This window comes from Neobacillus sp. NRS-1170 (genome assembly GCF_050468025.1).
This window is the reverse complement of the sequence record NZ_JBITPF010000090.1, coordinates 1-23966: the sequence shown is the minus strand read 5'-3', so window position 1 is coordinate 23966 and position 23966 is coordinate 1. Positions and strand designations below refer to the sequence as shown.

Annotated in this window: 26 protein-coding genes and 1 tRNA gene; 9 read left to right on the top strand and 18 right to left on the bottom strand. The window is 39.8% G+C overall.

Translation table 11 applies throughout. The annotated features are described in order from the left end of the window. Positions 1 to 41 precede the first annotated feature (41 nt). The 3 genes from ACIFOT_RS29895 to yneA form a co-directional block, all read right to left on the bottom strand. The gene (locus ACIFOT_RS29895) at positions 42 to 272 is read right to left on the bottom strand and encodes a DUF896 domain-containing protein (RefSeq protein WP_430071899.1); all 231 of its coding nucleotides are present in this window, start codon (positions 270 to 272) and stop codon (positions 42 to 44) included. An 81-nt stretch (positions 273 to 353) separates the two neighbouring features. Continuing rightward, positions 354 to 1001 (bottom strand): YneB family resolvase-like protein, encoded by a 648-nt coding sequence (locus ACIFOT_RS29890; RefSeq protein ID WP_289982182.1) that lies wholly within the window; start codon positions 999 to 1001, stop codon positions 354 to 356. 5 nt (positions 1002 to 1006) lie between these two features. Continuing rightward, positions 1007 to 1330 (bottom strand): cell division suppressor protein YneA, encoded by a 324-nt coding sequence (gene yneA, locus ACIFOT_RS29885; RefSeq protein ID WP_430071896.1) that lies wholly within the window; start codon positions 1328 to 1330, stop codon positions 1007 to 1009. A 159-nt stretch (positions 1331 to 1489) separates the two neighbouring features. Here yneA and lexA point away from each other — a divergent pair, with 159 nt between their 5' ends. Further along, the gene (gene lexA, locus ACIFOT_RS29880) at positions 1490 to 2113 is read left to right on the top strand and encodes a transcriptional repressor LexA (RefSeq protein WP_289982184.1); all 624 of its coding nucleotides are present in this window, start codon (positions 1490 to 1492) and stop codon (positions 2111 to 2113) included. Between the two features lie 205 nt (positions 2114 to 2318). After that, the gene (locus ACIFOT_RS29875; RefSeq protein ID WP_430071893.1) at positions 2319 to 2606 is read left to right on the top strand and encodes a DUF4257 domain-containing protein; all 288 of its coding nucleotides are present in this window, start codon (positions 2319 to 2321) and stop codon (positions 2604 to 2606) included. Between the two features lie 384 nt (positions 2607 to 2990). Here the strand turns inward: ACIFOT_RS29875 and glnA are convergent, their stop codons facing one another. The 4 genes from glnA to hflX all read right to left on the bottom strand — a co-directional run bounded on the left by glnA (position 2991) and on the right by hflX (position 7447). Next, positions 2991 to 4325 (bottom strand): type I glutamate--ammonia ligase, encoded by a 1335-nt coding sequence (gene glnA, locus ACIFOT_RS29870; RefSeq protein ID WP_223588306.1) that lies wholly within the window; start codon positions 4323 to 4325, stop codon positions 2991 to 2993. Positions 4326 to 4357: 32 nt separating this feature from the next. Next, entirely contained in the window at positions 4358 to 4732 is a 375-nt protein-coding gene (locus ACIFOT_RS29865) for a MerR family transcriptional regulator (RefSeq protein WP_430071974.1), read from the bottom strand. A 169-nt stretch (positions 4733 to 4901) separates the two neighbouring features. Next, positions 4902 to 6173 carry an aminotransferase class I/II-fold pyridoxal phosphate-dependent enzyme gene (locus ACIFOT_RS29860; RefSeq protein WP_430071890.1) on the bottom strand — a complete coding sequence of 424 codons (1272 nt, stop codon included), beginning with the start codon at positions 6171 to 6173 and terminating at the stop codon, positions 4902 to 4904. 14 nt (positions 6174 to 6187) lie between these two features. Next, positions 6188 to 7447 carry a GTPase HflX gene (gene hflX, locus ACIFOT_RS29855; protein WP_430071887.1) on the bottom strand — a complete coding sequence of 420 codons (1260 nt, stop codon included), beginning with the start codon at positions 7445 to 7447 and terminating at the stop codon, positions 6188 to 6190. Positions 7448 to 7625: 178 nt separating this feature from the next. Here hflX and ACIFOT_RS29850 point away from each other — a divergent pair, with 178 nt between their 5' ends. After that, positions 7626 to 8231: a trimeric intracellular cation channel family protein gene (locus tag ACIFOT_RS29850; protein WP_430071884.1), complete on the top strand. Its 606-nt coding sequence runs from the start codon at positions 7626 to 7628 to the stop codon at positions 8229 to 8231. 31 nt (positions 8232 to 8262) lie between these two features. On the opposite strand, the gene spoVK is transcribed toward ACIFOT_RS29850, so the two are convergent. The 3 genes from spoVK to miaA all read right to left on the bottom strand — a co-directional run bounded on the left by spoVK (position 8263) and on the right by miaA (position 10626). Further along, entirely contained in the window at positions 8263 to 9210 is a 948-nt protein-coding gene (gene spoVK / locus ACIFOT_RS29845; RefSeq protein WP_430071881.1) for a stage V sporulation protein K, read from the bottom strand. 202 nt (positions 9211 to 9412) lie between these two features. Beyond that, a complete protein-coding gene (hfq, locus tag ACIFOT_RS29840) occupies positions 9413 to 9643 on the bottom strand; it encodes an RNA chaperone Hfq (protein ID WP_430071878.1) in 231 nt (76 codons plus the stop codon). Between the two features lie 26 nt (positions 9644 to 9669). Then, the gene (gene miaA, locus ACIFOT_RS29835; RefSeq protein ID WP_430071875.1) at positions 9670 to 10626 is read right to left on the bottom strand and encodes a tRNA (adenosine(37)-N6)-dimethylallyltransferase MiaA; all 957 of its coding nucleotides are present in this window, start codon (positions 10624 to 10626) and stop codon (positions 9670 to 9672) included. A 345-nt stretch (positions 10627 to 10971) separates the two neighbouring features. Here miaA and mreBH point away from each other — a divergent pair, with 345 nt between their 5' ends. Then, a complete protein-coding gene (mreBH, locus tag ACIFOT_RS29830) occupies positions 10972 to 11988 on the top strand; it encodes a rod-share determining protein MreBH (protein WP_430071872.1) in 1017 nt (338 codons plus the stop codon). Positions 11989 to 12029: 41 nt separating this feature from the next. On the opposite strand, the gene ACIFOT_RS29825 is transcribed toward mreBH, so the two are convergent. Next, the gene (locus tag ACIFOT_RS29825; RefSeq protein WP_430071868.1) at positions 12030 to 12473 is read right to left on the bottom strand and encodes a hypothetical protein; all 444 of its coding nucleotides are present in this window, start codon (positions 12471 to 12473) and stop codon (positions 12030 to 12032) included. Between the two features lie 404 nt (positions 12474 to 12877). On the opposite strand from ACIFOT_RS29825, the gene ACIFOT_RS29820 reads away from it, so the two are divergent. Beyond that, positions 12878 to 13750: an SDR family oxidoreductase gene (locus ACIFOT_RS29820; protein WP_430071865.1), complete on the top strand. Its 873-nt coding sequence runs from the start codon at positions 12878 to 12880 to the stop codon at positions 13748 to 13750. 130 nt (positions 13751 to 13880) lie between these two features. Here the strand turns inward: ACIFOT_RS29820 and ACIFOT_RS29815 are convergent, their stop codons facing one another. From ACIFOT_RS29815 to mutS, 3 genes are read right to left on the bottom strand one after another with little or no spacing between them, the layout of a single operon-like run. Next, entirely contained in the window at positions 13881 to 14045 is a 165-nt protein-coding gene (locus ACIFOT_RS29815) for a hypothetical protein (protein WP_430071862.1), read from the bottom strand. Between the two features lie 51 nt (positions 14046 to 14096). Then, on the bottom strand, positions 14097 to 16004 hold the full coding sequence (gene mutL, locus ACIFOT_RS29810; RefSeq protein ID WP_430071860.1) for a DNA mismatch repair endonuclease MutL: 1908 nt from the start codon (positions 16002 to 16004) through the stop codon (positions 14097 to 14099). 13 nt (positions 16005 to 16017) lie between these two features. Beyond that, a complete protein-coding gene (mutS, locus tag ACIFOT_RS29805) occupies positions 16018 to 18609 on the bottom strand; it encodes a DNA mismatch repair protein MutS (protein WP_430071857.1) in 2592 nt (863 codons plus the stop codon). Positions 18610 to 18793: 184 nt separating this feature from the next. Between mutS and ACIFOT_RS29800 the strand changes: the two genes are divergently transcribed. The 3 genes from ACIFOT_RS29800 to ACIFOT_RS29790 all read left to right on the top strand — a co-directional run bounded on the left by ACIFOT_RS29800 (position 18794) and on the right by ACIFOT_RS29790 (position 20822). Continuing rightward, a complete protein-coding gene (locus tag ACIFOT_RS29800; protein ID WP_430071854.1) occupies positions 18794 to 19534 on the top strand; it encodes a TIGR02206 family membrane protein in 741 nt (246 codons plus the stop codon). Positions 19535 to 19609: 75 nt separating this feature from the next. Then, positions 19610 to 19683, top strand: a tRNA-Arg gene (locus tag ACIFOT_RS29795). A 125-nt stretch (positions 19684 to 19808) separates the two neighbouring features. Further along, positions 19809 to 20822 (top strand): tyrosine-type recombinase/integrase, encoded by a 1014-nt coding sequence (locus ACIFOT_RS29790; RefSeq protein ID WP_430071852.1) that lies wholly within the window; start codon positions 19809 to 19811, stop codon positions 20820 to 20822. 49 nt (positions 20823 to 20871) lie between these two features. Here the strand turns inward: ACIFOT_RS29790 and ACIFOT_RS29785 are convergent, their stop codons facing one another. Genes ACIFOT_RS29785 through ACIFOT_RS29775 form a run of 3 tightly spaced genes read right to left on the bottom strand, consistent with a single transcriptional unit; the run spans position 20872 to position 23215 of the window. Beyond that, positions 20872 to 21348, bottom strand: a complete 477-nt coding sequence (locus ACIFOT_RS29785; protein ID WP_430071849.1) for a hypothetical protein — start codon at positions 21346 to 21348, stop codon at positions 20872 to 20874. A gap of 15 nt (positions 21349 to 21363) precedes the next feature. Next, positions 21364 to 21966, bottom strand: a complete 603-nt coding sequence (locus tag ACIFOT_RS29780) for a replication-relaxation family protein (RefSeq protein WP_430071846.1) — start codon at positions 21964 to 21966, stop codon at positions 21364 to 21366. Continuing rightward, positions 21893 to 23215 (bottom strand): FtsK/SpoIIIE domain-containing protein, encoded by a 1323-nt coding sequence (locus ACIFOT_RS29775; protein ID WP_430071843.1) that lies wholly within the window; start codon positions 23213 to 23215, stop codon positions 21893 to 21895. Before ACIFOT_RS29775 ends, ACIFOT_RS29780 begins: the two co-directional genes overlap by 74 nt. A 284-nt stretch (positions 23216 to 23499) precedes the next feature. On the opposite strand from ACIFOT_RS29775, the gene ACIFOT_RS29770 reads away from it, so the two are divergent. Next, on the top strand, positions 23500 to 23688 hold the full coding sequence (locus tag ACIFOT_RS29770; protein ID WP_430071841.1) for a helix-turn-helix transcriptional regulator: 189 nt from the start codon (positions 23500 to 23502) through the stop codon (positions 23686 to 23688). An 87-nt stretch (positions 23689 to 23775) separates the two neighbouring features. Here the strand turns inward: ACIFOT_RS29770 and ACIFOT_RS29765 are convergent. After that, a partial coding sequence (locus tag ACIFOT_RS29765; RefSeq protein WP_430071838.1) for a hypothetical protein occupies positions 23776 to 23966 on the bottom strand: 191 nt, incomplete at its 5' end.

The following is a 23966-nucleotide window of genomic DNA, read 5'->3' as shown; positions in this document are numbered from 1 at the left end:
GTGCATATAAAAAAGGAATACAAAAAATAGTATTCCTTGAATTAATGAAGATTATTTTTCTTTCTATCTTTAAGTTTTTCTGGTGTGACATCGTTTCCTAATGGATCAACGAACTTTGTATTGGTTAATGTTTCAAGCATGTTGGAACGAAAAGTTGCTAGATACTCACTTCTTAGTTTAGATTGCTCTTTTGCTTCTAATTCCGTTAATCCGGTTGTTTTCGCTTTCCTCGCAAGTTCATTGATTCTTGCCATTTTCTCTTTGGACAGCATTTAAACACCAACTTTCATAAAAAACTGTGTACGTAGCAACTGATTTTACTAAAAAAAAGACCTTCTGACAAGGCAAAAGGTCTACTCATCTTGTGATTCCATATATTCCTGGTATCTACGATGAACGGTCGCTTTGGAAATATTATACCCAAATCCTCTTAAAACAGCGGCTATTTCATGGAAGGTTAAATTGTTCTTTCTTAATCTCACAATTTCCTCAACTGGAACTTCGATTTTTTCTCGGCCTGAAGCTTCTCCAAGGTTTTTTAAATTTTTTTGGGGGTTATAGCCCTGTTCGACAGCCCGTCTCATTCCACGCTTAATTTTTACATTATGGAGCTTTCGTTGGTACTCTTCCACCATACTAACAATTTTCAATACCATTGAATCCGACTCTGAAAGCTGTAATTCACCATTATGAGAAATGCTATAAAGTTTAATTCCCTCTTTTAAGATACAGTGCAAGAGTGCAATTTTGGCGTTTCCCCTTCCAAGACGTGTTTCATCTTGAATTAGAAGGGCTTGTACTTTTTTATCCTTTATCCGTTCCAAAACATGAAGGATACCATCTCTTTCAAAGTCATATCCGCTTGCCTGTTCTTTAATAATTGAATCAATTTCAAAATGATGCTGTTTTGCAAGTTGAATTAGTTCTTCTTCCTGACGCTGTAAAGAGGTTTCCTGCGTTTCCTTATTTGTGCTAACCCGGCAGTATATGATTGCATTCATACCATTTATTCCTCAATGGCACTTGCAAATTGTGTTGTATCTAGAGCTTCATTGCTAACTGGGATCATGATTTTATCGCCAGGGAAAATTTGATCACCCACATTTATATTGTGCTTCTTCACCCAGCTGACAAACTCTTTATTGGATAGGGAATGCTGGCCGGCATATTGATTGGATAGCTCCCAGAGTGAATCCCCTTCAGAAACAGTTACTTTTATAAATTTATCTTTTTCATTGGCATTTGACTGAATAGATAAAATTAAGGCAAATGAACAGCTTATAAACATTAGAATAATAACAAATGAGTATTGGTTCCAAATCTTTTTCATGATAAACACCTCTTAATAGAATATACGTTCGCTTTTGATAGTTTCATTATAATTCGAACGTTTGTTTGTTGTCAACCACTTATTCGAACTTATGTTTGTATAAAATGAGCGAACATGATATAATTAAGACAACATTAACCAGGCGAGGTGCATTTTATCATGGTAAAAATATCAAAACGGCAGCAGGATATCCTGGATTTCATAAAAGGTGAGGTTAAGAGCAAGGGCTATCCTCCATCCGTACGCGAAATTGGCGAAGCGGTTGGACTTGCATCCAGCTCCACTGTACATGGCCATTTAGCTAGATTAGAAAGTAAAGGTCTTATTAGACGGGATCCAACAAAACCAAGAGCAATCGAAATTTTGGAAGTAGATGAACTTGCTCATATCCCAAGAAACAATGTTGTCAATGTTCCAGTGGTTGGTAAGGTAACAGCGGGATTACCTATTACTGCTATTGAAAACGTAGAAGAATATTTTCCACTTCCTGAAAGGCTTGCGCCTGCTGATGAACACGTATTTATGCTAGAAATCATGGGTGAAAGTATGATAGAGGCTGGAATTCTTGATGGGGACTATGTAATCGTAAAACAGCAGCAAACAGCGAATAATGGGGATATTGTTGTCGCGATGACAGAAGATGATGAAGCAACGTGTAAGAGATTTTTTAAAGAAAAAGATTTCATCCGTTTGCAGCCAGAAAATTCAACCATGGATCCTATCATTTTACGAAATGTTTCTATTCTTGGAAAAGTTATCGGAGTATATAGACATATTCATTAATAAAGAGTCGGCTTTCATTTGCCGGCTCTTGTTTTATCAATACTGATATTGGGAAAATTTTTGATAAATAATTTAAATGATTCTTGTATTTGGAAAATTCAGTATTTTTTCCCATGCTCAAGAGTTTCCAAGTTTAGTATAATGGTAATACACCAAGATTTACCTTAGGTCCAAAAAATTCAGGCTTAAGGAGAGTGAGAAAGAAGTGTTCATTGACATTATTTTCTCGTTAGTGATTGGTGGGACGGTTGGGATTATTGGACATGTTCGTAAGCATGGCAAAATTATTATGCCTCGGAAAACAAAAAAGTTCCTTTATCTCGGTTTTCTAGAAGAAATGCTTCTAGGTGCAGTTGCAGCCCTTCTTCTTGTTTTGTATACAGCTCCAAATTCCTATGTTGAGAATATTATTTTTTCGCTAGTTGCCGGGATTGCTGGTGATGCAGCACTCTCGGGTTTTAAATTGATCAAACAGAACAGTGATGAGAAATAAAATTTGGTACAAACCAGCATCTGGATTATGGATGCTGTTTTTTTGTTTAAGGAATGATCTTGTTTTTTTGTTTAAGGAATGATCTTGTTTTTTTGTTTCGACGGTTGATTGACCACAATGCGGGAAAAAATGCATCGAGGGTAAATGATTTAGTAGTTCATTGACCGACTTACATGAAAATGTGTCTCTTCGATAAATGAAAGAGCCTTTCATTGCCCAAAGTGAATGAAATAGAGCTTCCAGGGTAAATGAAATGGCTGTTCATTGACCAAAATCCAAGAATCTGTGCTTCCACAGTAAATGAAACTCACTTCCCGAACGAAGTTATCTTTTTCATCAAATAAAAAAGTCTTGACGCTATAAAAGCGGCAAGACTTTCCAATCTTAATACATTGACATATACTGATCGCGTTCCCATTGGTGAACGACGGTACGGAACATATCCCATTCGATCTCTTTTGCTTCTACAAAGTGTTCTAAGATGTGCTCGCCAAGACCAGCTACAATCACTTCGTCTGATTTTAATTGGTCTAAAGCTTGAGCTAGAGTTGCAGGCAGATCGATGATGCCTTCTTCTAGTCTTTCTTCCCTGCTCATTACATAAATGTTGCGGTCTACTGGTGCTGGAGGAGTTAAGTTATTTTTAATTCCGTCAAGACCTGCTTTTAATAGAACAGCCATAGCAAGGTATGGGTTAGCAGCTGGGTCTACGCTACGTACTTCAACACGAGTGCTTAGTCCGCGAGATGCAGGGATACGGATTAGTGGTGAACGGTTTCTTGCAGACCATGCTACATAACATGGTGCTTCATAGCCAGGAACTAGACGCTTATAAGAGTTTACAGTTGGGTTAGTAACCGCTGTAAAGTTAGGAGCGTGCTTTAGGATACCTGCGATGAATTGGCGTGCAGTGTCGCTCATTTCAAGATCGCCAGTTGGCTCATAGAATGCATTTTTGCCATCTTTGAATAAAGAAAGGTTGCAGTGCATTCCAGATCCGTTTACACCGAATAATGGTTTTGGCATGAATGTTGCGTGTAAGCCGTGCTTACGAGCGATTGTTTTAACAACAAGCTTGAAAGTTTGAATTTGGTCACAAGCTGTTAAAGCATCCGCATATTTGAAGTCGATTTCGTGCTGACCAGGTGCCACTTCGTGGTGGGAAGCTTCAATTTCAAAGCCCATTTCTTCTAGCTCAAGAACGATATCGCGACGGCAGTTTTCCCCTAAATCTGTTGGAGCAAGGTCAAAGTAACCGCCTTGGTCGTTCAATTCTAGTGTTGGCTCACCTTTTTGGTCTAATTTGAATAAGAAGAATTCTGGCTCAGGTCCAAGGTTAAAGTTTGTGAAACCAAGGTCTTCCATTTCCTTTAACACTCTTCTTAAGTTATTACGAGGGTCACCTTCAAAAGGTTTTCCTTCTGGAGTGTAGATATCACAGATTAAACGGGCAACTTTTCCTTTTTCAGCTGTCCAAGGGAATACTACCCATGTGCTTAAATCTGGATATAGATACATATCAGACTCTTCAATACGAACAAATCCTTCGATTGAAGATCCGTCGAACATCATTTTGTTATCAAGTGCTTTTTCTAATTGACTAATAGGAATCTCAACGTTTTTAATTGTTCCTAAAATGTCAGTGAATTGCAGACGAATAAATTTAACATTTTCTTCTTTTGCAAGACGTTGAATATCTTCTCTTGAATACTTTGGCATTTTTCAATCCCCCTAAATTTTCATAAAAAATTTTAATGGAAAAAGCGTGACATATCACCTTGACGAAGTGAGGAACGATTTAATCTATTTGAATGAATCAATTCGTTTCGCAGCAATTTTCTTAATTGATCATCTGTTAACTCACGCTTTGCCTTTTCGGCATGCTGCTCAAGAACATTGGCTTGTTCTTGTTTGACCAAGAAAAGCTGTTTGATTCCTGCCATATTGACCCCTTGATCAATTAAATCTTTCACTTCTAAAAGCCTATCAATATCATTTAAGCTAAATAGCCGTCTGTTCCCCTCAGTTCTTGCTGGAGAAATCAATTGGTGTTCTTCATAATAACGGATTTGTCTTGCAGTCAGCTCTGTTAGCTGCATGACAGTTCCGATGGGAAACAGCGGCATGGAACGGCGAATTTCCTTTCCACTCACCAAATTTCTCCTCCCTTACTTTCTATCATATTGTTATTATATTTGACGTCAGATAATATGTCAATCTTATGTAAGAAAATCTAACATGGATTTTTTATGTAAAAAGGACGGCATGTAAAGTCTGTCCTTCCTGTATATTTTCCTACTTTAGTTCAATTAATCCTTTTTCGATTAATTGATCAATAGCTAAACATACGGCCATTTTTACATGGGCATAGGTTAAACCGCCCTGAACATAGGCTACATACGGCGGTCTGATCGGGCCGTCTGCTGTCAGTTCAATGCTTGCCCCTTGGATGAAGGTTCCCGCAGCCATAATCACATCATCTTCATACCCAGGCATATAGCTTGGATGTGCGGTAACGTATGAATTAATCGGGGAGGCAAATTGAATAGCCTGGCAAAATGCGACCATTTTATCGCGATCATCAAATTGGACTGATTGAATTAAATCTGTCCGGCTCGCATCCCACTTCGGCGATGAATTCATTCCCAATTTTTCAAGCGTGGCAGCTGTAAAAACGGCTCCCTTTAGTGCTTGAGCCACAACGTGAGGGGCCAGAAAGAACCCCTGGTACATTTCCTGCAGACTATAAAGAGAAGCCCCTGCTTCTGCTCCAATCCCAGGGGATGTCATCCGATAGGAGCATGCCTCGACCCACTTCTTCCTGCCAACAATGTATCCTCCCGTTTTCACGATGCCGCCGCCAGGATTTTTAATTAGAGAACCGGCCATCAGATCTGCCCCAACATGGCAAGGTTCCAACTCTTCAACAAATTCGCCGTAACAATTATCAACAAACACCACGACGTCCTGTTTGACTTCCTTTACAAACGAAATCATCTCACCTATCTCAGCCACTGTGTATGACGGCCTTGTCGCATAGCCTTTGGAGCGTTGAATCCCAATCATTTTAGTGTTCGGTTTGATTTTCTTGGCCACTTCATCCCAATCAATCCCGCCTTCATTGGTCAAGGAAACACTATCATATGAAATGCCAAATTCCTTTAAGGAACCGACACCATTTCCGCGAATCCCTACGATTTCTTCAAGCGTATCATATGGTTTACCTGTGATATATAGAAGTTCATCACCAGGGCGAAGGACTCCAAATAACGCAATCGATATCGCATGGGTTCCGGAAATGATTTGCGGACGGACAAGACCTGCTTCACCGCCAAACACATCCGCGTAAATGGATTCCAAAGTATCTCTGCCAATATCATCGTACCCATATCCGGTTGACGGGATAAAATGCGAGTCACTTACCCTGTGTTTTTGATAGCTTTTTAGAACGCGAAATTGATTGGTTTCCGCTCTTTCGTCGATTTTTTTGTGTACCCCAGCGATTTGCTGTTCCACTTTTTGGACAAGCGGTTGAAGCTTTTCCCCATTTGTTAACTGTTGAAACATGGTGTAACTCCTATCTACATTTTATATTTCTGTAACTGTCCTGTTATTTGATGGTCTTTTAATGTATAGCCCTTGCATCGATACAACTGGTCTTCTTCATCAAAGGACAACTCTTTTAGAATCGTCTCATTTTTTAGTTGTGAAAGAAGCTTTCCTTCTGTTGAAGGAACCTTCACCTCATAAGCATCCATCATTTCTATGACGTTCTTTTCCATTTTCACTTTTAGGGCAAGGCGGTCTTCTTTATTAAATGCACTAATAAAAGCCGTCGGTGTGTCGGCAGTCGGAACAAAATCCGGATGCTGAATATCTTTTTTATTGTATACCGTTAATTGCGGGATATCTTTTACATCTAGTTCCTCGAGCAGCTTATTAACCGTTTTTTCGTGATGAAAATAATCCTGATTCGACATATCCACAACATGAAGAAGCAAATCCGCTTCTCTTACTTCTTCAAGTGTCGAGCGAAAAGCAGCAATTAGCGCTGTAGGCAAATCCTGAATAAATCCAACCGTATCGGTAATTAAGGCTAAAAAACCACTTGGTAAAATTAATTTTCGGGTCATTGGATCAAGAGTGGCAAATAGTTGATTTTCCTCATACGACTCCGCTTCAGACAGACGATTAAACAACGTTGATTTTCCAGCATTGGTGTAGCCGACAATCGCTACTTGAAATGCCTTGTTTTTCTTTCTCCGTTCCCGATATCGGTCCCGGTGCTGGACGATGACAGCGAGCTGCGTTTTAATATCATCGATTCGGCGGCGGATGTGCCGGCGGTCGGATTCTAATTTGGTTTCCCCTGGTCCTCTAGTTCCGATACCTGCCCCAAGCCTTGATAACGCGGTTCCCTGTCCTGCTAAACGGGGAAGTATGTATTGAAGCTGTGCAAGCTCCACCTGTAGTTTTCCTTCTTTGGATCGTGCTCGTTGAGCAAAAATGTCTAATATAAGCTGCGTCCGGTCGATAATTCTGGCATTTATTTCAGAGCCGAGATTCCGCTTTTGACTCGGGGATAACTCGTCATTGAATATCACTATATCTGCTTCTAGCTCTTCCACTAAACCGACAATCTCTTCCACTTTTCCCTTGCCGATATAGGTTGCCGAGTGAAGACGATCTCTTTTTTGCACAACAGACATTAATACTTCACCCTGAGCTGTTTCTGTTAATGATGCTAACTCTTCCATCGAATATTGAAAACGTAAATCATCATCAGCCATTGTTTGACAGCCGACCAGAATGGCTTTTTCTTTCGTATCTTTTTGTTCCAATAAACATCCTTCCCTTCACAAAAAGTTCTACCTCTCATCATAACAAAAAAACTTTTTAATCTCTATTTTTCCCTATACCAACCTTATTAAAAATATTTGTTGTATTTTTCTTTTTCCGTGGTAAAATTTTATTATTTGTTAGAAATAATTATGAAGACAACAAGGGGAAAATGAAACAATGACATGGGAAGTATTAAGTATGATTGGCACGATTGCCTTTGCGGTCAGCGGCGCAATTGTGGCAATGGAAGAGGAATATGATATTTTAGGAGTTTATATATTAGGAATTGTAACAGCCTTTGGCGGCGGGGCCATTCGAAACCTTTTGATCGGTGTACCCGTTTCGGCATTATGGGAGCAGGGCTTATTTTTTCAAATTGCCTTATTATCTATTACAGCGGTGTTCTTATTTCCAGCTAATCTCCTTAAGCATTGGCAAAAATGGGGGAACCTGTTTGATGCTATCGGCTTATCCGCCTTTGCCATTCAAGGTGCGATATACGCGTCAAATATGAATCATCCGCTAAGTGCCGTTATTGTCGCTGCGGTGCTAACAGGAATCGGTGGCGGAATTATTCGTGACTTATTAGCCGGTCGAAAACCAATTGTCCTAAGATCAGAGATTTATGCGGTTTGGGCGATTCTAGCAGGCGTGATTATTGGACTTAAAATTGCTTCAAGCTCATGGGAATTATATACACTATTTATCCTGGTAACTGTATTGCGCGTTCTTTCCTACACCTTCGATTGGAAACTGCCAATACGGAGGCTGGGAGCGCATTAAAAAAATCGACGGTGTCTGACCGTCGATTTTTTTAATCTTCTTCAAACACCAAATCATTGCTACGTAATGTCATCAATTCATGCCTGTCGTAGCTATTCAGCATTAAAAGCCTCATCGCCTGAGCACGAATCGATTTTTCAATAATATTGCGGACATATCGGCCATTTGAAAAACTGCTCGGACTTAAAACTGCCTTTACCCAGATTAAATGGTCTTTTAACTTTTTTTCAGCCTCATGACTAAAAGTGTATTCTCTTTCCACAATCATCCTGCCCGCAATTTCCATCAGCTGCTCAATATTATAATCCGGAAAATCAATGACCAATGGGAACCGTGAATGGAGACCGGGATTTAACGTTAGAAAATAGTCCATTTCTTGCGAATATCCCGCAAGGATGAGAATAAACTCATGCTGTTTATCCTCCATATGCTTGACAAGTGTATCAATGGCCTCTTTGCCAAAATCCTTTTCCCCGCCGCGGCCTAGCGAATAAGCCTCGTCAATAAATAAAATGCCGCCTTGAGCCTTTTTAATCAAATCGCGTGTTTTTTGGGCGGTATGTCCGATATATTCACCAACGAGATCCGCACGTTCCGCCTCAATTAAATGACCCTTTGACAAAACACTCATTTTTTGAAACAGTTTGCCTATTAACCTGGCAACGGTTGTTTTTCCTGTTCCGGGATTCCCTTTAAACATCATGTGCAATGCTTGTTTTCTGGCCTTTAAACCCATTTCCTCGCGTTTCTTGTTTACATAAATCCAGGCATAAATTTCCTTTATCATTCGTTTCATTTCTTCCATACCAACCAAAGCGCCCAGCTCTTCTTCAATTTCTTTTAAGGCCGTATGCTCTGGGGGAATGACCTTTGGAACAACTTGAAAGTCAGGTAATTCTTTCGTTACGGTTTCTCTTTTTTGAGAATTGAGAACAACTTTTATTTGGCCGTTGCTTTTCATTCGCATACGTTGGTCCAAAGCTTTCACCTCTCATTCTGCAGACAGTATACGTATGGTAGGGTTTTTGTTAGCAAATTTTTCACTAAAAATTTTTCTTTTAATAAAAAAGGAATACATAATCCTTCATTTTAATGTGTATTCAAAGCATTGGCATTTCATTAAATAAAGTTGAAAAATAAAAAAGAGCCCTTCCAATATGGGCTCAAATTTACGAAATAGATTATTGATTATCCAGATCAAGCTGCACATTACGCTGAGGTGCAAACGTTGAAATAGCATGCTTAAATACTAATTGCTGTTTCCCCTCTGACTCAAAAAGAACTGTAAAGTTATCAAAGCCCTTAATGCAGCCTCGTAATTGGAATCCGTTCAATAGGAATACCGTAACGTGTGTGTTATCTTTACGGCACTGGTTTAAAAATTGATCCTGAATGTTAATTGTGGTTTTCATTTGTATATCCTCCTCTTTTATCTCTACTAATATGTATTCGATTTTACTTGAAGCTTTCCTTCAACATAATGTGAAATTTCCGTTATTTTTTTCGTGAAATTGTTCACATCTGTCATATCAAACCATTTTACATCCATTTTGTTGCGAAACCAAGTTAATTGCCTTTTGGCATATCGCCTGGAATTTTGCTTTAAGGTTTCAACCGCATCATCAAGGGAAACTTTCCCATCCAGGTATTCATAAATCTCTTTGTAGCCAATGGCCTGAATGGATTGACAATCCCGAAGGCCTTGTTGATACAGGCTTTTAACTTCATCTAAAAGTCCTTGTTCCACCATTAAATCAACGCGGTCATTTATCCGCTCATAAAGCTTCTCTCTTTCCATTGTCAGGCCAACGAGTGCGGTATCATACAATAGATCCGGCTCCTGGGTCCTTTGAAATTCTTGCATCGTCTTACCCGTAAGATGGTAAATTTCCAAGGCGCGGATAACTCTTCTGACATTATTGGGATGGATTTGGGCGGCACTTTCTGGATCCACTTCACATAATTCTTTATAAAGTGCCTCATTGCCAATTTCTTTTGCTCGTTGTTCTAACTGCAGCCGAAATGTTTCATCACCAGATACATCGGAAAATTGATAATCATAAATGACAGATTGAATATACAGCCCAGTCCCACCAGCAATTATTGGGAGTTTTCCCATTTTGGCAATCTCTTCTATCTTTGCCCTTACAAGCGATTGGAATTCAGCAACGGAAAAATTTTCGTCAGGCTCCTTAATATCAATCAAATGGTGGGGAATTCCCTCCATTTCATCTTGAGTTATTTTAGCCGTTCCAATATTCATGCCACGATAGATCTGCATCGAATCACCGCTGATAATTTCACCATTATACTGTTTGGCCATCTCAATACTCAGCTTGGTCTTTCCTACTGCAGTTGGTCCGATGATGACTAATAATTTTTGTTTTGAATCCAATATTTTCACACTGCCTTATACCTTTTTTAAATGGAAGGAATTCATTCGTTTACTTCCACCACTTCATCGTAACACAATTATGAAAAGCAGTTGAACATCAAATAAGTATATACAAAAAATTTCTTTTCTATGCGTTCTTGGTCGAATGAATTTATTTTTTTCAGTTTGATTACAATCTGATGAATTTTTCGTCCAAATTTACAAATCGATAACGGTTCTTTTACAAAACGCTTTTCACCCCCAAATTCATGTTAGGCTTAAGCGTAGATTATTTTGTAAAAAAAGCTCGCAATTTGGCATGTGAGTTTAAATAGGATTTAAAATCTAGGAAATTAGGTGAATAAAATGCTATCAAATTTATCAAACTATGATATTGGTATTGATTTAGGAACTGCAAATATATTGGTTTATAGTAAAAATAAAGGGATTGCGCTTAATGAGCCATCTGTAGTCGTGGTTGATACGACGACAAAAAATATTGTTGCCGTAGGCACGGAAGCCTATGAAATGGTCGGAAAGACTCCAGAGAAATTTGTCACAATTCGTCCATTAAGAGATGGTGTTATTGCCGATTTCGACATTACCACCGAAATGTTAAAGAATATATTGCGAAAGGCTTCCAAAAAGCTTGGTTTTGCTCTACGTAAGCCCAATGTTGTCGTTTGCATCCCTTCTGGTTCTACTAGCGTTGAGAGAAGGGCCATTCATGATGCGGTCAAAAATGCAGGCGCTAAAAAGATCACCTTAATTGAAGAGCCAGTTGCTGCCGCAATTGGCGCTGGCATGCCTATTGATGAACCGGTTGCCAATGTCGTGGTGGATATCGGCGGCGGAAATACTGAAGTTGCGATTATTTCCTTTGGCGGCGTAGTATCTTGTCATTCCATTAAAGTTGGCGGTGACCGCCTTGATGAGGATATTATTCAATATGTACGTAAAGAATACAATGTGTTAATTGGTGAAAGAAGTGCAGAAAAAATTAAGATGGAAATTGGTTATGCCTTGATTGATCACGATGAGCTTTTCATGGAGGTTCGTGGACGAGACCTTGTTTCTGGATTACCAAAAACTATCAAACTTTCATCCTATGAAATTCGAAATGCATTAAAGGAACCATTATTGCATATTTTAGAAGCCATCCGTGCCACACTGGAGGACTGCCCAGCTGAACTAAGCGGTGACATCGTTGACCGCGGTGTAATTCTTACCGGCGGCGGTGCGTTATTGAATGGTATGGAAGAATGGTTAAGTAAAGAAATAGTTGTTCCTGTTCAACTTGCGGAGAATCCTCTTGAATCGGTAGCAATCGGAACTGGAAAAGCTATACCGTATATAAATAAACTGCAAGCAGCAGTTAAATAATGGGAACAAGCTGTCGTATTGGTTACGACAGCTTGTTTTACTTATTCGCTCTGGCGTTTTCTCATCTGATTGAAATATAAGAATATTGGAAGGGGAATAACGATGAATCCAAGGCTTTTAATGATTTGATTTTTTGCACTTTCCTTAACCCGATTTTTTTCATCTTTTACTGTTTGTTCGTACCTTGAACGAAGCTCTTTTTCAGTTAAAACCTTCTCGTCCTTCACTTTATTATCTTCCCTAATCTGTTTAAAATCTTCATAGCTCTGGTAATAACTTGGCGGACTGATTAAATCGGCTGCCGCCATAAAGATCGATATTCCACCGCCAATGACCATCATAAGAGTAGCAAATAAGACTAAATACGTATAAAGATGGCGTATCACTGCTTCTTCCCCCTTTTCTTTATTTTTCACGGCATAAACGATAACAAAAATAATGATAACGATGGGTAAAAATGCACTTAATAGGCTAAATGCGATCAAGGACTATCCCCCCTCCTCTTACCAACATTATACAACGACTAGTGTAATTTTACACCTTTAATTACTGGTTATTTATTGATAGAAAACAACAAATTTTTACATAATCAGCGTTTTTAGTTTATGTTACCCAGTTGCCATTCTCGAGTAGTTTTGGGGCACGTAGAACCTTTCTACGTTACCCAATTTGCTTTCTCGGAACCTTTTCAGACACGTAGACCCTCTCTACGTTACCCAATTCGCTTCCTCTAACGCTTTTCGGGCAAGTAGAGCACTTTTACCCAACAATTGATAATAGAAAACAAATTTATTTATTGACAGGTACGCTAAATGTAACAATTATAGTTACAGGTAATCATTTTAATTACAATTTATTTATAATAAAACATACATTGGAGGAAAAGACTATGAAAATGCTAGTTACAGGTGCAACAGGTAAATTGGGAACAAAGGTTGTAGAAACGCTTTTAAAAACTGTACCAGCGAGTCATTTAGCTGTAAGTGTTCGCAATCCTGAGAAAGCAGCTGAGTTACAGGCCCGTGGGGTCGAAGTTCGACAAGGAGATTTTGATCGTCCAGAAACATTAGATTCAGCTTTTGCAGGTATTGACCGCTTATTACTTATTTCTGCGGATGGGGACAATGAAACTAGAATTCGTCAGCACACGGATGCAGTTGCGGCGGCAGAACGTGCTGGGGTAAAATTCATTGCTTATACTAGTCTGGCAAATGCAAGTGAAACCACGATGTTCCTTGCCCCGCCACACGTTGCGACTGAAGCAGCGATTTTGAAAACAGGTATTCCTTTCTCCTTCTTACGCAATAACTGGTACTTGGAGAATGAAATTCCAAGCATTCAAGGTGTTTTGGCAGGAGCTCCATGGGTGACATCTGCAGGTTCCGGCAAAGTTGGCTGGGCACTTCAGCAGGATTATGCAGAGGCGGCTGCAGCGGTATTGGCTGGGGATGGCCACGAAAATACCATTTATGAGCTTTCTGGCAAGCCCGTGTCACAGGAAGAACTGGTATCTGCCCTTAGCACTGTTTTAGGGAAAGAAATCCCTGTTCAACAGGTGGATGACGCCACTTATGCCGATATTATGAAAGGTGCTGGCTTACCAGATTTCCTTATTCCATTCCTAGTTGGCATCCAAAAAGGGATTCGCGATGGAGCATTAGAAATCGAGAGCAATGATTTCGAAAAACTTCTTGGCCGTCCAGCTATATCAATTAATGAGGCTTTGACTCGAATCGTTAATGGAATCTCTTTAGCCAAATAATTGAACGAACTTTAAAAACCGACCTTTTAAATGCAAAAAGGTCGGTTTTTTTATATGAATGACAGTTCATTACCCGATTGATTCAGATGAAGGCTTTTGCGGTAAATGAAAGGGGATTTCATTGCCCGCTTTATTTCAAAACTTCCTTGCTCGGTAAATGAAACAGCATTTCATTTACCCAATCCTTCAAAAACTGGCTTACCCGGTAAATGAAACATAGATTCATTGCCCCATTCATTAAATAAATGGCTCCACCGGTAAATGAACGATTAATTCCGCAACACAGCAAAGGCACGTAGCTCATCCCTACGTGCCTTTACTGTGTTTCAGTGTAGATAGCCATTATTTACATTACCCGTTTAAACATCTTCTCCATTTCATAAACCGAGTAATGAACAATTATCGGTCTTCCATGCGGACATGTAAACGGATCAGATGCTTTTCGTAAATCATCCAGCAGCGCTTGGATCTCATCGTTGCGTAAATGGCGGTTTGCTTTAATTGATGCTTTACAGCTCATCATAATGGCCGCTTCCTCACGAAGCTTCTTAATATCCACTTTTTTCATCAAAAGTAACTGTTCAATCATCTCTTCAATGATTTGTTTTTCTTCTCCCTTAGGAAACCATTGCGGGTGGGAGCGGACAATGAAGCTATTCATGCCAAACCCCTCAAGAAAAACACCAACCTTTTCAAGCTCACTTGAGTATTCATTTATCTTCAGGTATTCGTCTGTTGAATATTCAAACGTTAATGGGACGAGCATTTCCTGGAGCTCGGACTGTACCTGCCCTACTTTTTCGCGGAAGTATTCGTATTTAAGGCGTTCCTGAGCAGCATGCTGATCGACGATATACAGCCCGTTTTCATTCTGCGCAAAAATATATGTTCCATGCATTTGTCCGATTGGATACAACCGAGGGACCCTGCTTTCGTCTTCAACAGGCTCGGGCTCAATTTGTGGCTCAACTCGTGATTCCATCCTTGTTTCAATCGTTCCAGAACTAGAATCATCCACATCCTCATACGTATCCGCAGGTAGATTACCAAAAGGATTAATTGACTCCCAGGTTTTTGGTTCAGGAATCGGTTCTTTTTGTTCGAAAGAATAAGGTCGTTCAACCGTTACTTCAGGCGCTTTATAAACGAACGGATCCTTCTTCACAAATGATGTATTCGATAGCGGGGTACCCTCATCCAAAACCAACGAAGTTTGTTCCGATTTTGGCATTTCTTTTTTCACAGGCGTATAGGAAGTCGGAATCAATACCTTCGATTTGAAAGCCTCTCTAATAATAGAAGTTACGAGTTCATTCAATTCTGCTTCCTTACTGATGCGGACTTCCATTTTCGATGGATGAACATTCACATCCACCAGCAAGGGATCCATTTCGATATTCAGAAGAACAATCGGGAACCGGCCAATAGGAAGCAAGGTATGATACCCTTCCTGAATCGCTTTTGCCAATGGATAGTTTTTAATAAACCGGCCATTGATCATGGTTGAAATATAGTTTCTCGATGCTCTTGTCACTTCTGGCATTGAGGCAAATCCAGTAATTTTATAATCAAGCGACTGACCGGAAATGGGCACGAGCTGCTTGGCAATACTCATTCCGTAAATCGCTGCTAACACCTGACGCACATCGCCGTTACCGTTTGTCTGCAGCAGCTTCCGCTCATTATGAATCAGGCGAAATGCTACCTCCGGATGCGATAGAGCCAGCCGGTTCACCACATCCGTGATATTTCCAAGCTCTGTGTGAATGGTTTTCATATACTTCAAACGGGCAGGCGTATTGAAAAATAAATCGGTAATCATAATATCCGTGCCGCGTCTGCTGGATGCTTTTTCAAAGGTTTCTACCTTGCCGCCTTCAATGACGACCAGATTTCCAGCACCCTCACCGGTCGAGGTCTTCATTTCAAGCCTGGAAACAGAAGCGATACTTGGCAGGGCTTCGCCGCGAAATCCAAGAGTGCGAATCCGGAATAAATCATTTTCATTTTTGATTTTGGAAGTGGCATGCCGCTGAAAAGCAATCAGCACATCATCCTCTTCAATCCCGTTCCCATTATCAGTAATGCGAATCTTCGCGAGCCCTGCTTCTTCTACCTCAATTTCGATGACCGTACTGCCGGCATCAATGGCATTTTCCACTAATTCCTTCACGACAGAGGCAGGACGTTCAACTACCTCCCCTGCCGCTATTTTGTTTGATAAGGCGTCATCTAACTGGATAATCTTGCCCATCCGCGCTCGCCTCCTACTTTAGCTTTTTCTGGAGCTCATACAACATGTTAATCGCTTGAAGCGGTGTTACATCTAATAAATCCAATTCTTTAATTTTATCCAAAACCTTTTTCTCCTTAGAAGATAGTTCTGGCCTTTTTGGTTCCTGAGGTTCATCGAAAAAGGATAACTGCGCAGGCTTTTCTACCACTTTAGCTTCCACAATTGCTGGAACGCTCTGAACCTCATCAGGCTGTTCAAGTGCTGTTAAAATTTCATTGGCCCGTTCAATTAATTCAGCAGGCAATTCTGCCAGCTGAGCGACATGAATTCCGTAACTTTTATCAGCAGGGCCTTCCTTTATTTTATGAAGGAAAACAACCTTGCCATTGTGCTCAATTGCACTGACGTGGATGTTTTTTAACTTCAATAGTTCTTCTTCCAATACGGTCAATTCATGATAGTGGGTTGAAAACAGTGTCTTCGCCCCAATCCGGTTATGAATATATTCAATGATAGCCTGTGCAAGGGCCATCCCGTCATACGTCGATGTTCCGCGTCCAATCTCATCAAATAAAATTAAGCTGTTTTGCGTCGCATTAGCAATCGCATTTTTCGCTTCCAACATTTCGACCATAAAGGTACTTTGGCCTGAAATCAAATCATCGGCAGCCCCAATTCGGGTAAACACTTGGTCAAAAATCGGCAGTACCGCTTCATCAGCCGGAACATAACATCCGATTTGCGCTAAAATAGCCGTCAAAGCAATCTGGCGCATATACGTGCTCTTACCGGACATGTTTGGCCCCGTGATCAACAGAACTTCCCGGTCGCTGTCCATAAAGCAATCATTTGGAACATATTCCTGGGCGTTTAATACCTTCTCAACAACCGGGTGACGACCATCTTTAATTACCACACGGCGCTCAGTTGAAAATTGCGGTTTCACATAGCGGCGCTCTTCACTCACTTGGGCGAAGCACTGGAGTACATCGAGCTCGCTGACGGTTTTCGCCAGTGCTTGCAGGCGTGGAATTTGTTCTTTCACGATTTCACGAATTTCCGTGAATAACTCATACTCGAGTTCACCGCATTTTTCTTCCGCTTGTAAAATTAATGCTTCTTTTTCCTTTAATTCAGGCGTAATAAAACGTTCCGCATTTGTTAGGGTTTGTTTACGCTCATACTGACCTTCCGTTAAGAGATGAAGGTTGGCACGGGTCACTTCAATATAATAGCCAAATACCCGGTTATACCCTACCTTCAACGATTTGATCCCGGTTTTCTCGCGCTCCTCACGCTCAAGCTGAGCAATCCATGTTTTCCCGTTCCGGCTGGCATCGCGATACTGATCTAACTGGCCATTGTAGCCGTCACGAATCATATTTCCTTCTTTTAAGGAAAGCGGCGGGTTCTCTACAATTGCCTGTTCCAATAAATCGGTCACTTCTTCACAAGGGTCCAGAAGACCGGCGATTTTATTCACTTCTTCATTCTGCATGCTGTTTAAGATTTGTTTTAAAAAAGGTACCTGAATTAAGGAACGTTTTAATTGAACCAAGTCGCGCGCGTTCACATTTCCAAACGCAACACGGCCTGCTAAACGTTCTAAATCGTACACTTCTTTTAATTTTTCACGAAGTTCCTGACGCTCAAAATAATGGTTCATTAGGACTTCCACTAATTTATGGCGGTATTCAATCTCGTCTTGGACAATCAATGGACGATCAATCCAGTGCTTTAACATCCGGCCGCCCATTGCGGTCATTGTTTCATCCAGCAGCCATAACAGCGAGCCTTTTTTCCCTTTTGAGCGAATCGTTTCCGTTAATTCCAGGTTCCGTTTTGAGAAATAATCAATTTTCATAAATTGATGTATTTGATAGGTTGTTACCGGCTGGAGATGATCAAGGCTTCTTTTTTGCGAACGGTATAAATAGTTAAACAGTCGAGCCACTGTTTGCTTGAGCTTGTCCTGATTTAACCCTTCAAGCAATTGAGCAAAATTTAAATCTACTGAACTATTATCTTCAAACGATATCGCAAGGACATCGCGTTCACGCATTTTCTTTTGCAGGTCGCCATCAAAATTACTGGCAACGACCACTTCCTTTGCACCTAATACGGCCAATTCATTCAAAACTTCATCAAAGTTATTGGATAACAAGGTTACTCTGCTTTCACCTGTGGAAATATCGTTATAGGCAAATCCGTAAGTTTGGTCATCAAAGGATGTAACGGATGCAATATAGTTATTCTCTTTATCTGATAAGCCTTTGCCTTCCATGAGCGTTCCTGGAGTGATCAATTGTACCACTTCACGCTTTACCATGCCTTTTGTTAGTTTGGCGTCTTCCATTTGCTCACAAATCGCTACTTTGTACCCTTTTGATACGAGCTGCTCGATATATCCAGGGGCTGAATGGTAGGGAACACCGCACATCGGGATCCTGTCTTCTGAACCACCTTCGCGGCTTGTTAAGGTTATCTCTAATTCTTGTGATGCTTTAATTGCATCCTCAAAAAACATTTCATAAAAATCGCCTAAGCGAAAAAATAAAAAGGCATCTTGATAATCTGCCTTAACGGTTAAGTATTGCTGTATCATCGGCGTATAACCAGCCATAATGACCTCCACTGTTTTAATCTTTCGAGTATCTTCGACAAACTATTATATCATATTCTGCGTGGAGCAGGCACTTGGCGATTATCTTCCAATTAAAAGGGATATTTTAGTTTGTATAGAATTATTAAAGAAGATATGATGCATATAATTTTATATAATAATCGAAAAAAAGGGTGGTGAAATTATGGAGTGGTTTGGCCGAAGTAATAAAAATTATGATTTTGATATGTTTTCAGTTAGTCACTTTGTTATTATGAGCATCTTATTTCTAGGTGCAATTTTAATTTTTCTCTACAGATATAAACTGAAGGATGAGAAATGGCGCGGGGTTGAAATTGGAATTGCTGTTTCATTAATTACAATAGAAGTAACCTATCATATTTGGATGGCTGTGAATGGAAGCTGGGATGTAAGTCATGCATTCCCATTGGAATTATGCAGCATCAGCATGATCCTAACGGTCATTTTATTGCTGACTCGAAAAAAATTAATCTATGAGATTTTATTATTTACGGCATTATTAGGTGCCACCCAGGCAATTTTCACCCCATTATTAAATTACGATTTCCCGCATTTTCGTTTTTTTCATTTCTTTTATACTCATTTAATGGAGATTTGGGTTCCTTTGTATTTCACTTGGGCAAAGGGATACCGCCCGACTATTTGGTCTGTTGTGAAGCTGTTTGTTTTCTTGAATATATTAATGCCGATTATAATGCTGATTAATAAACTGACAGGCGGAAACTATATGTTCTTAAGCCATAAACCCGATGGTGCCAGTTTATTAGACGTTTTAGGTCCATATCCTTTCTATATTCTTTCTTTGGAGGGGTTACTGATCTCACTTAGTCTAATCGTTTGGCTGATATTCCGTGAAAAGGCCGGAGAGAAATCAAAGGCAGTAAAAGACTTACCAATGCAATAAGGCGATTTAATTATTGACCTTTTGCAATTTACTATTTATAATAAATAACGTTCCCAATTTAAGTGTCATTTAAGTGTCCCAATAGCTCAGCAGGATAGAGCAACAGTTTCCTAAACTGTAGGTCGGAGGTTCGAATCCTCTTTGGGACGTAACTGCATTAAATCAAGGTTTTGACCATAGTCGAGTCCAACAGTTTCAACCAAGAAAACAGACTAGACTGTAAGCCCCTTTCGTTCATTATCCGTATCAGATAATAACGAGAGGGATTTTTATTATGTCTGAAACTCGAAAAGGAAAGCCAATTATCAAGAAAAGAGGAAAAGCTGTCGTCCAAGAACCTTCATTATTGACTTATACCATTAACCAAGCATTTGAACATTTCCTTGCATTGAAGAAGTCATTAGGAGTTAGGGAACGGACATTTAATGAGTATGGAATTATCATGAATTGGTTTCGTGATTGGTTATCGAGCGAATATCCAGAGCTGACCAACGTTGAAGACATTACAACTGGTATTATTCGTGAATATATCGTCTATTTAAAAGAAGACCATTTCAACGAAAAGAAACAGGTCTATGGTCTATCTCCTTTCACTGTTAACGTTAGAATAAGGTTTCTCAAAGCTTTCTTTAATGCGTTATACAAAGAGCAAATAATCAATAAGAATCCTGTTGAAAACATTCAGCTCATGAGAGTAGACGACGATAACAATGAACCGCTTACCGACGACGAGATTGAAAGAATCCTATCAATACCAGACGTTTCGGAGTACGCTCAATTTCGTGACCATGTGATTATGTTCCTCATGTTAGATACTGGAATGAGAATCTCTGAAGTATGTGACCTTGAGACCAAAGAGATTGATTTCAAAACAAAGTCCATTATTCTACCAGCTGTAAAGAACAAAAACCGCAAACCAAGAATCTTACCTTTATCGAACCAAGTAGTCCGTTTACTCATGGAATTATTGACAGAAAACAAGACCTATTTTGATAATGAATTTGTCTTCCTTTCCAACTGCGGAACCAAATACAATCCTAATTCATTCAGAAAGCGACTCCGAATGTATGGTAAGAAAGCTGGTATCGAGAAAAGAGTGTCTCCTCACGTGTTCAGACATATGTTTTGCCGAAATTATATCTTGAACGGAGGAGACGTGTTTACGCTTCAAAGAATAGTAGGTCATTCTGAAATATCGACAACGAGGAAATATATCCAAATGGACGACGAGACAATTAAAAACCAACACGCTCTTTACAGCCCAGTTACGAGGTTACGAAAGAGATAACGAAAAGACGACCTTTCCATTTTGGACTGGTCGTTTTCTTTTTTCTTCATTACATTGCTTTTCCAACTTGCTCAAGCATTTTAATGAACAGTGGAGACAGTTGAATAAGGACATAACCCAAACCAGCGTTCTGAATCATGCTCCAAGCTTTCTCACTGTTACCAAGCATAAAGAAGAAACAACCTCCAACCATGACCACTGAAGCAACTGGAAGCGAAATAGCAACGAGAATATCAATTAGTGGGTCAAGAGCATGAGCAAGTGTTCTTGTAGCTGTTTCTCCAACAACAGCTGAAGCTCCAACAGTTACAGCTTGAGTTCCAGTTGTTGAAGTTCCACATGCCAACACTTGACCAGTTGTAAGGACTAGACCAAGAGTGCCAACAGCTCCTCCAGTCACGAGAGGAAGAATTGCAGAAGAACCGACTCTCAAAGTGTTTCGGACAATTCTCTGTTTACGAGACTTTTCTTTCACCTTATACTCTCCAGAAACAAACTCATTGAATTTGATTGTTTGCTTTCTCATGCTGACCAACTCCCTTTATTTAATGTCACTAAGCGTGTATACCAGACTTGGAAAACCTTTTGAAATTTCCTTCAGTTGCCTTCGACGGAGTTCCGAGTGAGTGAGCCAAATGACTGTTGGAAAATAACCATATTGCTTCTCAAATACTTTCCGTTCAAATAGACCTTGATATTTTTGAGCTTTCAGTTTGTTCTCGCTCAAGCTCTGTTGAAGGTCAACTTCTAAAGCGTAATGTTTCCCTTTAGAACTAAACAAAGAGTCACAAACACAATAACCAACACTGTCTCCAATTATCATTTCATTCTCCCAATTTGACGGACAACCAGCGAAAAGGTAAAAATCATTTCGAGCAAGTACATGGTTGACCTTGTTTCCCTTCTTCCGAACCTTGTCACAATTAACAACGTCCCTACCGAGTCGGTTCAAGTAATAAATGGTTGAGTATTCCTCACGATACTTGCAGAGATAAGGATAAAGCTCTGCTAACACTTTATTTGCATTGCGAACCTTACCAAGTCTATGAAGCTTCTGAAGTTGCTCACGGTTAAGAAAATCGAGTTTTGCTAATGAAAGCAGAATTTGTTCTTGTCTCTTGTTGAGTGGTTTGTTTGTTTTCACCAACTAACACTTCCTTTCTCTTACTTGTTCCGCTGTCGTGTAGAGAGGTAACTCTTGTCATTTGTTCAGAGGTAATGACTGGAGTCTGAATGATAGTTCGTTTGTCAGCTGTCTGGAATATTGCTCTCCCTTTTATTTGTGGGAGCTGTTCCGCACCGTCACTGTCAAGTACAACTCTTGAAGCTGTTCCATTCTGAACACGAAAACAAATTTTAGCGTCCGAGTTCTGCTTACATTGACGAGGAATAACGTCACCTGTTGGATATTGGGTTGCTAGTATCTGACGGAAACCTAAGCCTGCTCCAAGACGTGCAATTTTGGACATGTACATTTGACATTCTTCTTTGAGCTTCCAGTCTTCTTTTCCTACAGCTTCCTCAGGATTTAACTCCCCAACCTCGTCAACGACAATGAAATGTCTGGTCTTTATTCCAGCGTCTTGAACCTTCTTCTTTCCAAGTTTCTTGAGTTGTCGTTGAACCTCCCTCATTTGTCCATAAGCTTCCTTGAGAACTTCAAGAGCTTCTTCTGGTTCGTAAGCAATGGAAACAGTCTGGTTTAATCTCTCATAGTCACAAAGTTCCACTCCGCCCTTCAAGTCAATTAAGTGAAAACGAACGTGTTCTGGATTAGTCTCAAGTAAGCTCACAATGATTGCATTGAGGAAATTACTCTTTCCGTATCGAGTTGATCCACCTAGAGCCAAATGAGGGAATTTTTCAAAGTCGAGAAATGCTTGTGTGTTCTTCTCACGAGTTTGACCAGCAACAACTTTCCAACCAGAACCAACCTCAAACGGAAATTCTTTTGGAAGTGGTTCGTTGTACACACGGACAATAAGAAGTCCGTCAAAAGATAGTTCGACTTCCTTCCGAGCTGACAGCTTCTTCTTGTGAAGCTCCTTAAATTGGTTCATTAGTGTCTTATCAAATTTTAGTTCCTTGAGGTCTTTGAACTTAATTCGTTGACGCTTGTTGTTGAGTCCATCTTCAATAGCTCTGAATTTTGTTTTGTAATCGTCAAATGAACGTCCAAGTGGTATTCGGTATTTGTATTCCGTGTAACCGTCCTGAACCTTCCTCTTGAGCAGCTGTGTTGTAATGGTCTGCTTTCCATCTTTTACATTCAGACCAGCAAGAGAGAATATTTTGTTCAATTTCTGTGAGTCGTTCGTCCCTCCTGTTTTTGATAAATGAGCCTTGAGAGCAAGACCACCAAAAATTGTTGTAGTGACAATCTCGAAAATCATTAGCTTCCTCCTTTCAACAAAAGCCACACTCCTTGTTCTTTCCTCTGGAAAGACTTGTGGGATAAGAGAATTTCAAAATAAGATGTCCTTCCCTTGCTGTGACTTAATCTGGTACATTCCAGAACAAGCTGGAGAGTTGGTGTTCAATGTGGTACTTTATAAAGTCTATTTGTTGGAACTTGTCTGTTAGAAGTTGTCCTTTAAATATTTTTTGAGTGTAATCAAAATTAAATTTTGAGAGGATTTGTCCATATGAAAGAGAATATTTAATCGAGGTGTTAATAATGAAAAGTAGGTTGAACGAACTCATAGAACAAAGTGGTTATCTGAAGAAATACATTGCAAAAGAGGTCGGTGTCACTCCAACTCAACTGTCTAATTGGATTGCTGGAAGATCTTATCCTCCATTAGACAAAGCTTATAAACTTGCTGAATTGCTAAACTGTAAAGTTGACGAATTATACGAACGTTAAAAAAGAGCTATCTCAAATTACTTGAGGCAGCTCCTTTTTATGATCCCAGCTCTGTTTACATGTCGTCTTTGATTTCAACTTTGTTTTTCATATTAGTTTTCCTCCTCGTGTAAAAGCTTGTTTAGCTGTTCCGTCAGCAATGATTGTGTTTTTCCATCGACGACTGTCTGGAGTTTGCTCACAAACGTCACCTAGAAATTTAACTGTTGTTCGGTAATGTGATTTAGCCAGTTCCTCAACCTTTGAAGGTTCAAGGTCTGGTTTGTCAACACTAAACT

Coding starts and splice junctions, on each gene's coding strand:
- ACIFOT_RS29820 (WP_430071865.1), top strand. CDS start 12,878: ATGAAAATGCTAGTTACAGGTGCAACAGGTAAATTGGGAACAAAGGTT.
- mreBH (WP_430071872.1), top strand. CDS start 10,972: ATGCTATCAAATTTATCAAACTATGATATTGGTATTGATTTAGGAACT.
- ACIFOT_RS29790 (WP_430071852.1), top strand. CDS start 19,809: ATGTCTGAAACTCGAAAAGGAAAGCCAATTATCAAGAAAAGAGGAAAA.
- ACIFOT_RS29785 (WP_430071849.1), bottom strand. CDS start 21,348: ATGAGAAAGCAAACAATCAAATTCAATGAGTTTGTTTCTGGAGAGTAT.
- mutS (WP_430071857.1), bottom strand. CDS start 18,609: ATGGCTGGTTATACGCCGATGATACAGCAATACTTAACCGTTAAGGCA.
- ACIFOT_RS29895 (WP_430071899.1), bottom strand. CDS start 272: ATGCTGTCCAAAGAGAAAATGGCAAGAATCAATGAACTTGCGAGGAAA.
- glnA (WP_223588306.1), bottom strand. CDS start 4,325: ATGCCAAAGTATTCAAGAGAAGATATTCAACGTCTTGCAAAAGAAGAA.
- ACIFOT_RS29890 (WP_289982182.1), bottom strand. CDS start 1,001: ATGAATGCAATCATATACTGCCGGGTTAGCACAAATAAGGAAACGCAG.
- mutL (WP_430071860.1), bottom strand. CDS start 16,004: ATGGGCAAGATTATCCAGTTAGATGACGCCTTATCAAACAAAATAGCG.
- ACIFOT_RS29850 (WP_430071884.1), top strand. CDS start 7,626: ATGACATGGGAAGTATTAAGTATGATTGGCACGATTGCCTTTGCGGTC.
- ACIFOT_RS29800 (WP_430071854.1), top strand. CDS start 18,794: ATGGAGTGGTTTGGCCGAAGTAATAAAAATTATGATTTTGATATGTTT.
- yneA (WP_430071896.1), bottom strand. CDS start 1,330: ATGAAAAAGATTTGGAACCAATACTCATTTGTTATTATTCTAATGTTT.
- hfq (WP_430071878.1), bottom strand. CDS start 9,643: ATGAAAACCACAATTAACATTCAGGATCAATTTTTAAACCAGTGCCGT.
- ACIFOT_RS29775 (WP_430071843.1), bottom strand. CDS start 23,215: ATGATTTTCGAGATTGTCACTACAACAATTTTTGGTGGTCTTGCTCTC.
- ACIFOT_RS29860 (WP_430071890.1), bottom strand. CDS start 6,173: ATGTTTCAACAGTTAACAAATGGGGAAAAGCTTCAACCGCTTGTCCAA.
- lexA (WP_289982184.1), top strand. CDS start 1,490: ATGGTAAAAATATCAAAACGGCAGCAGGATATCCTGGATTTCATAAAA.
- ACIFOT_RS29770 (WP_430071841.1), top strand. CDS start 23,500: ATGAAAAGTAGGTTGAACGAACTCATAGAACAAAGTGGTTATCTGAAG.
- ACIFOT_RS29865 (WP_430071974.1), bottom strand. CDS start 4,732: ATGCCGCTGTTTCCCATCGGAACTGTCATGCAGCTAACAGAGCTGACT.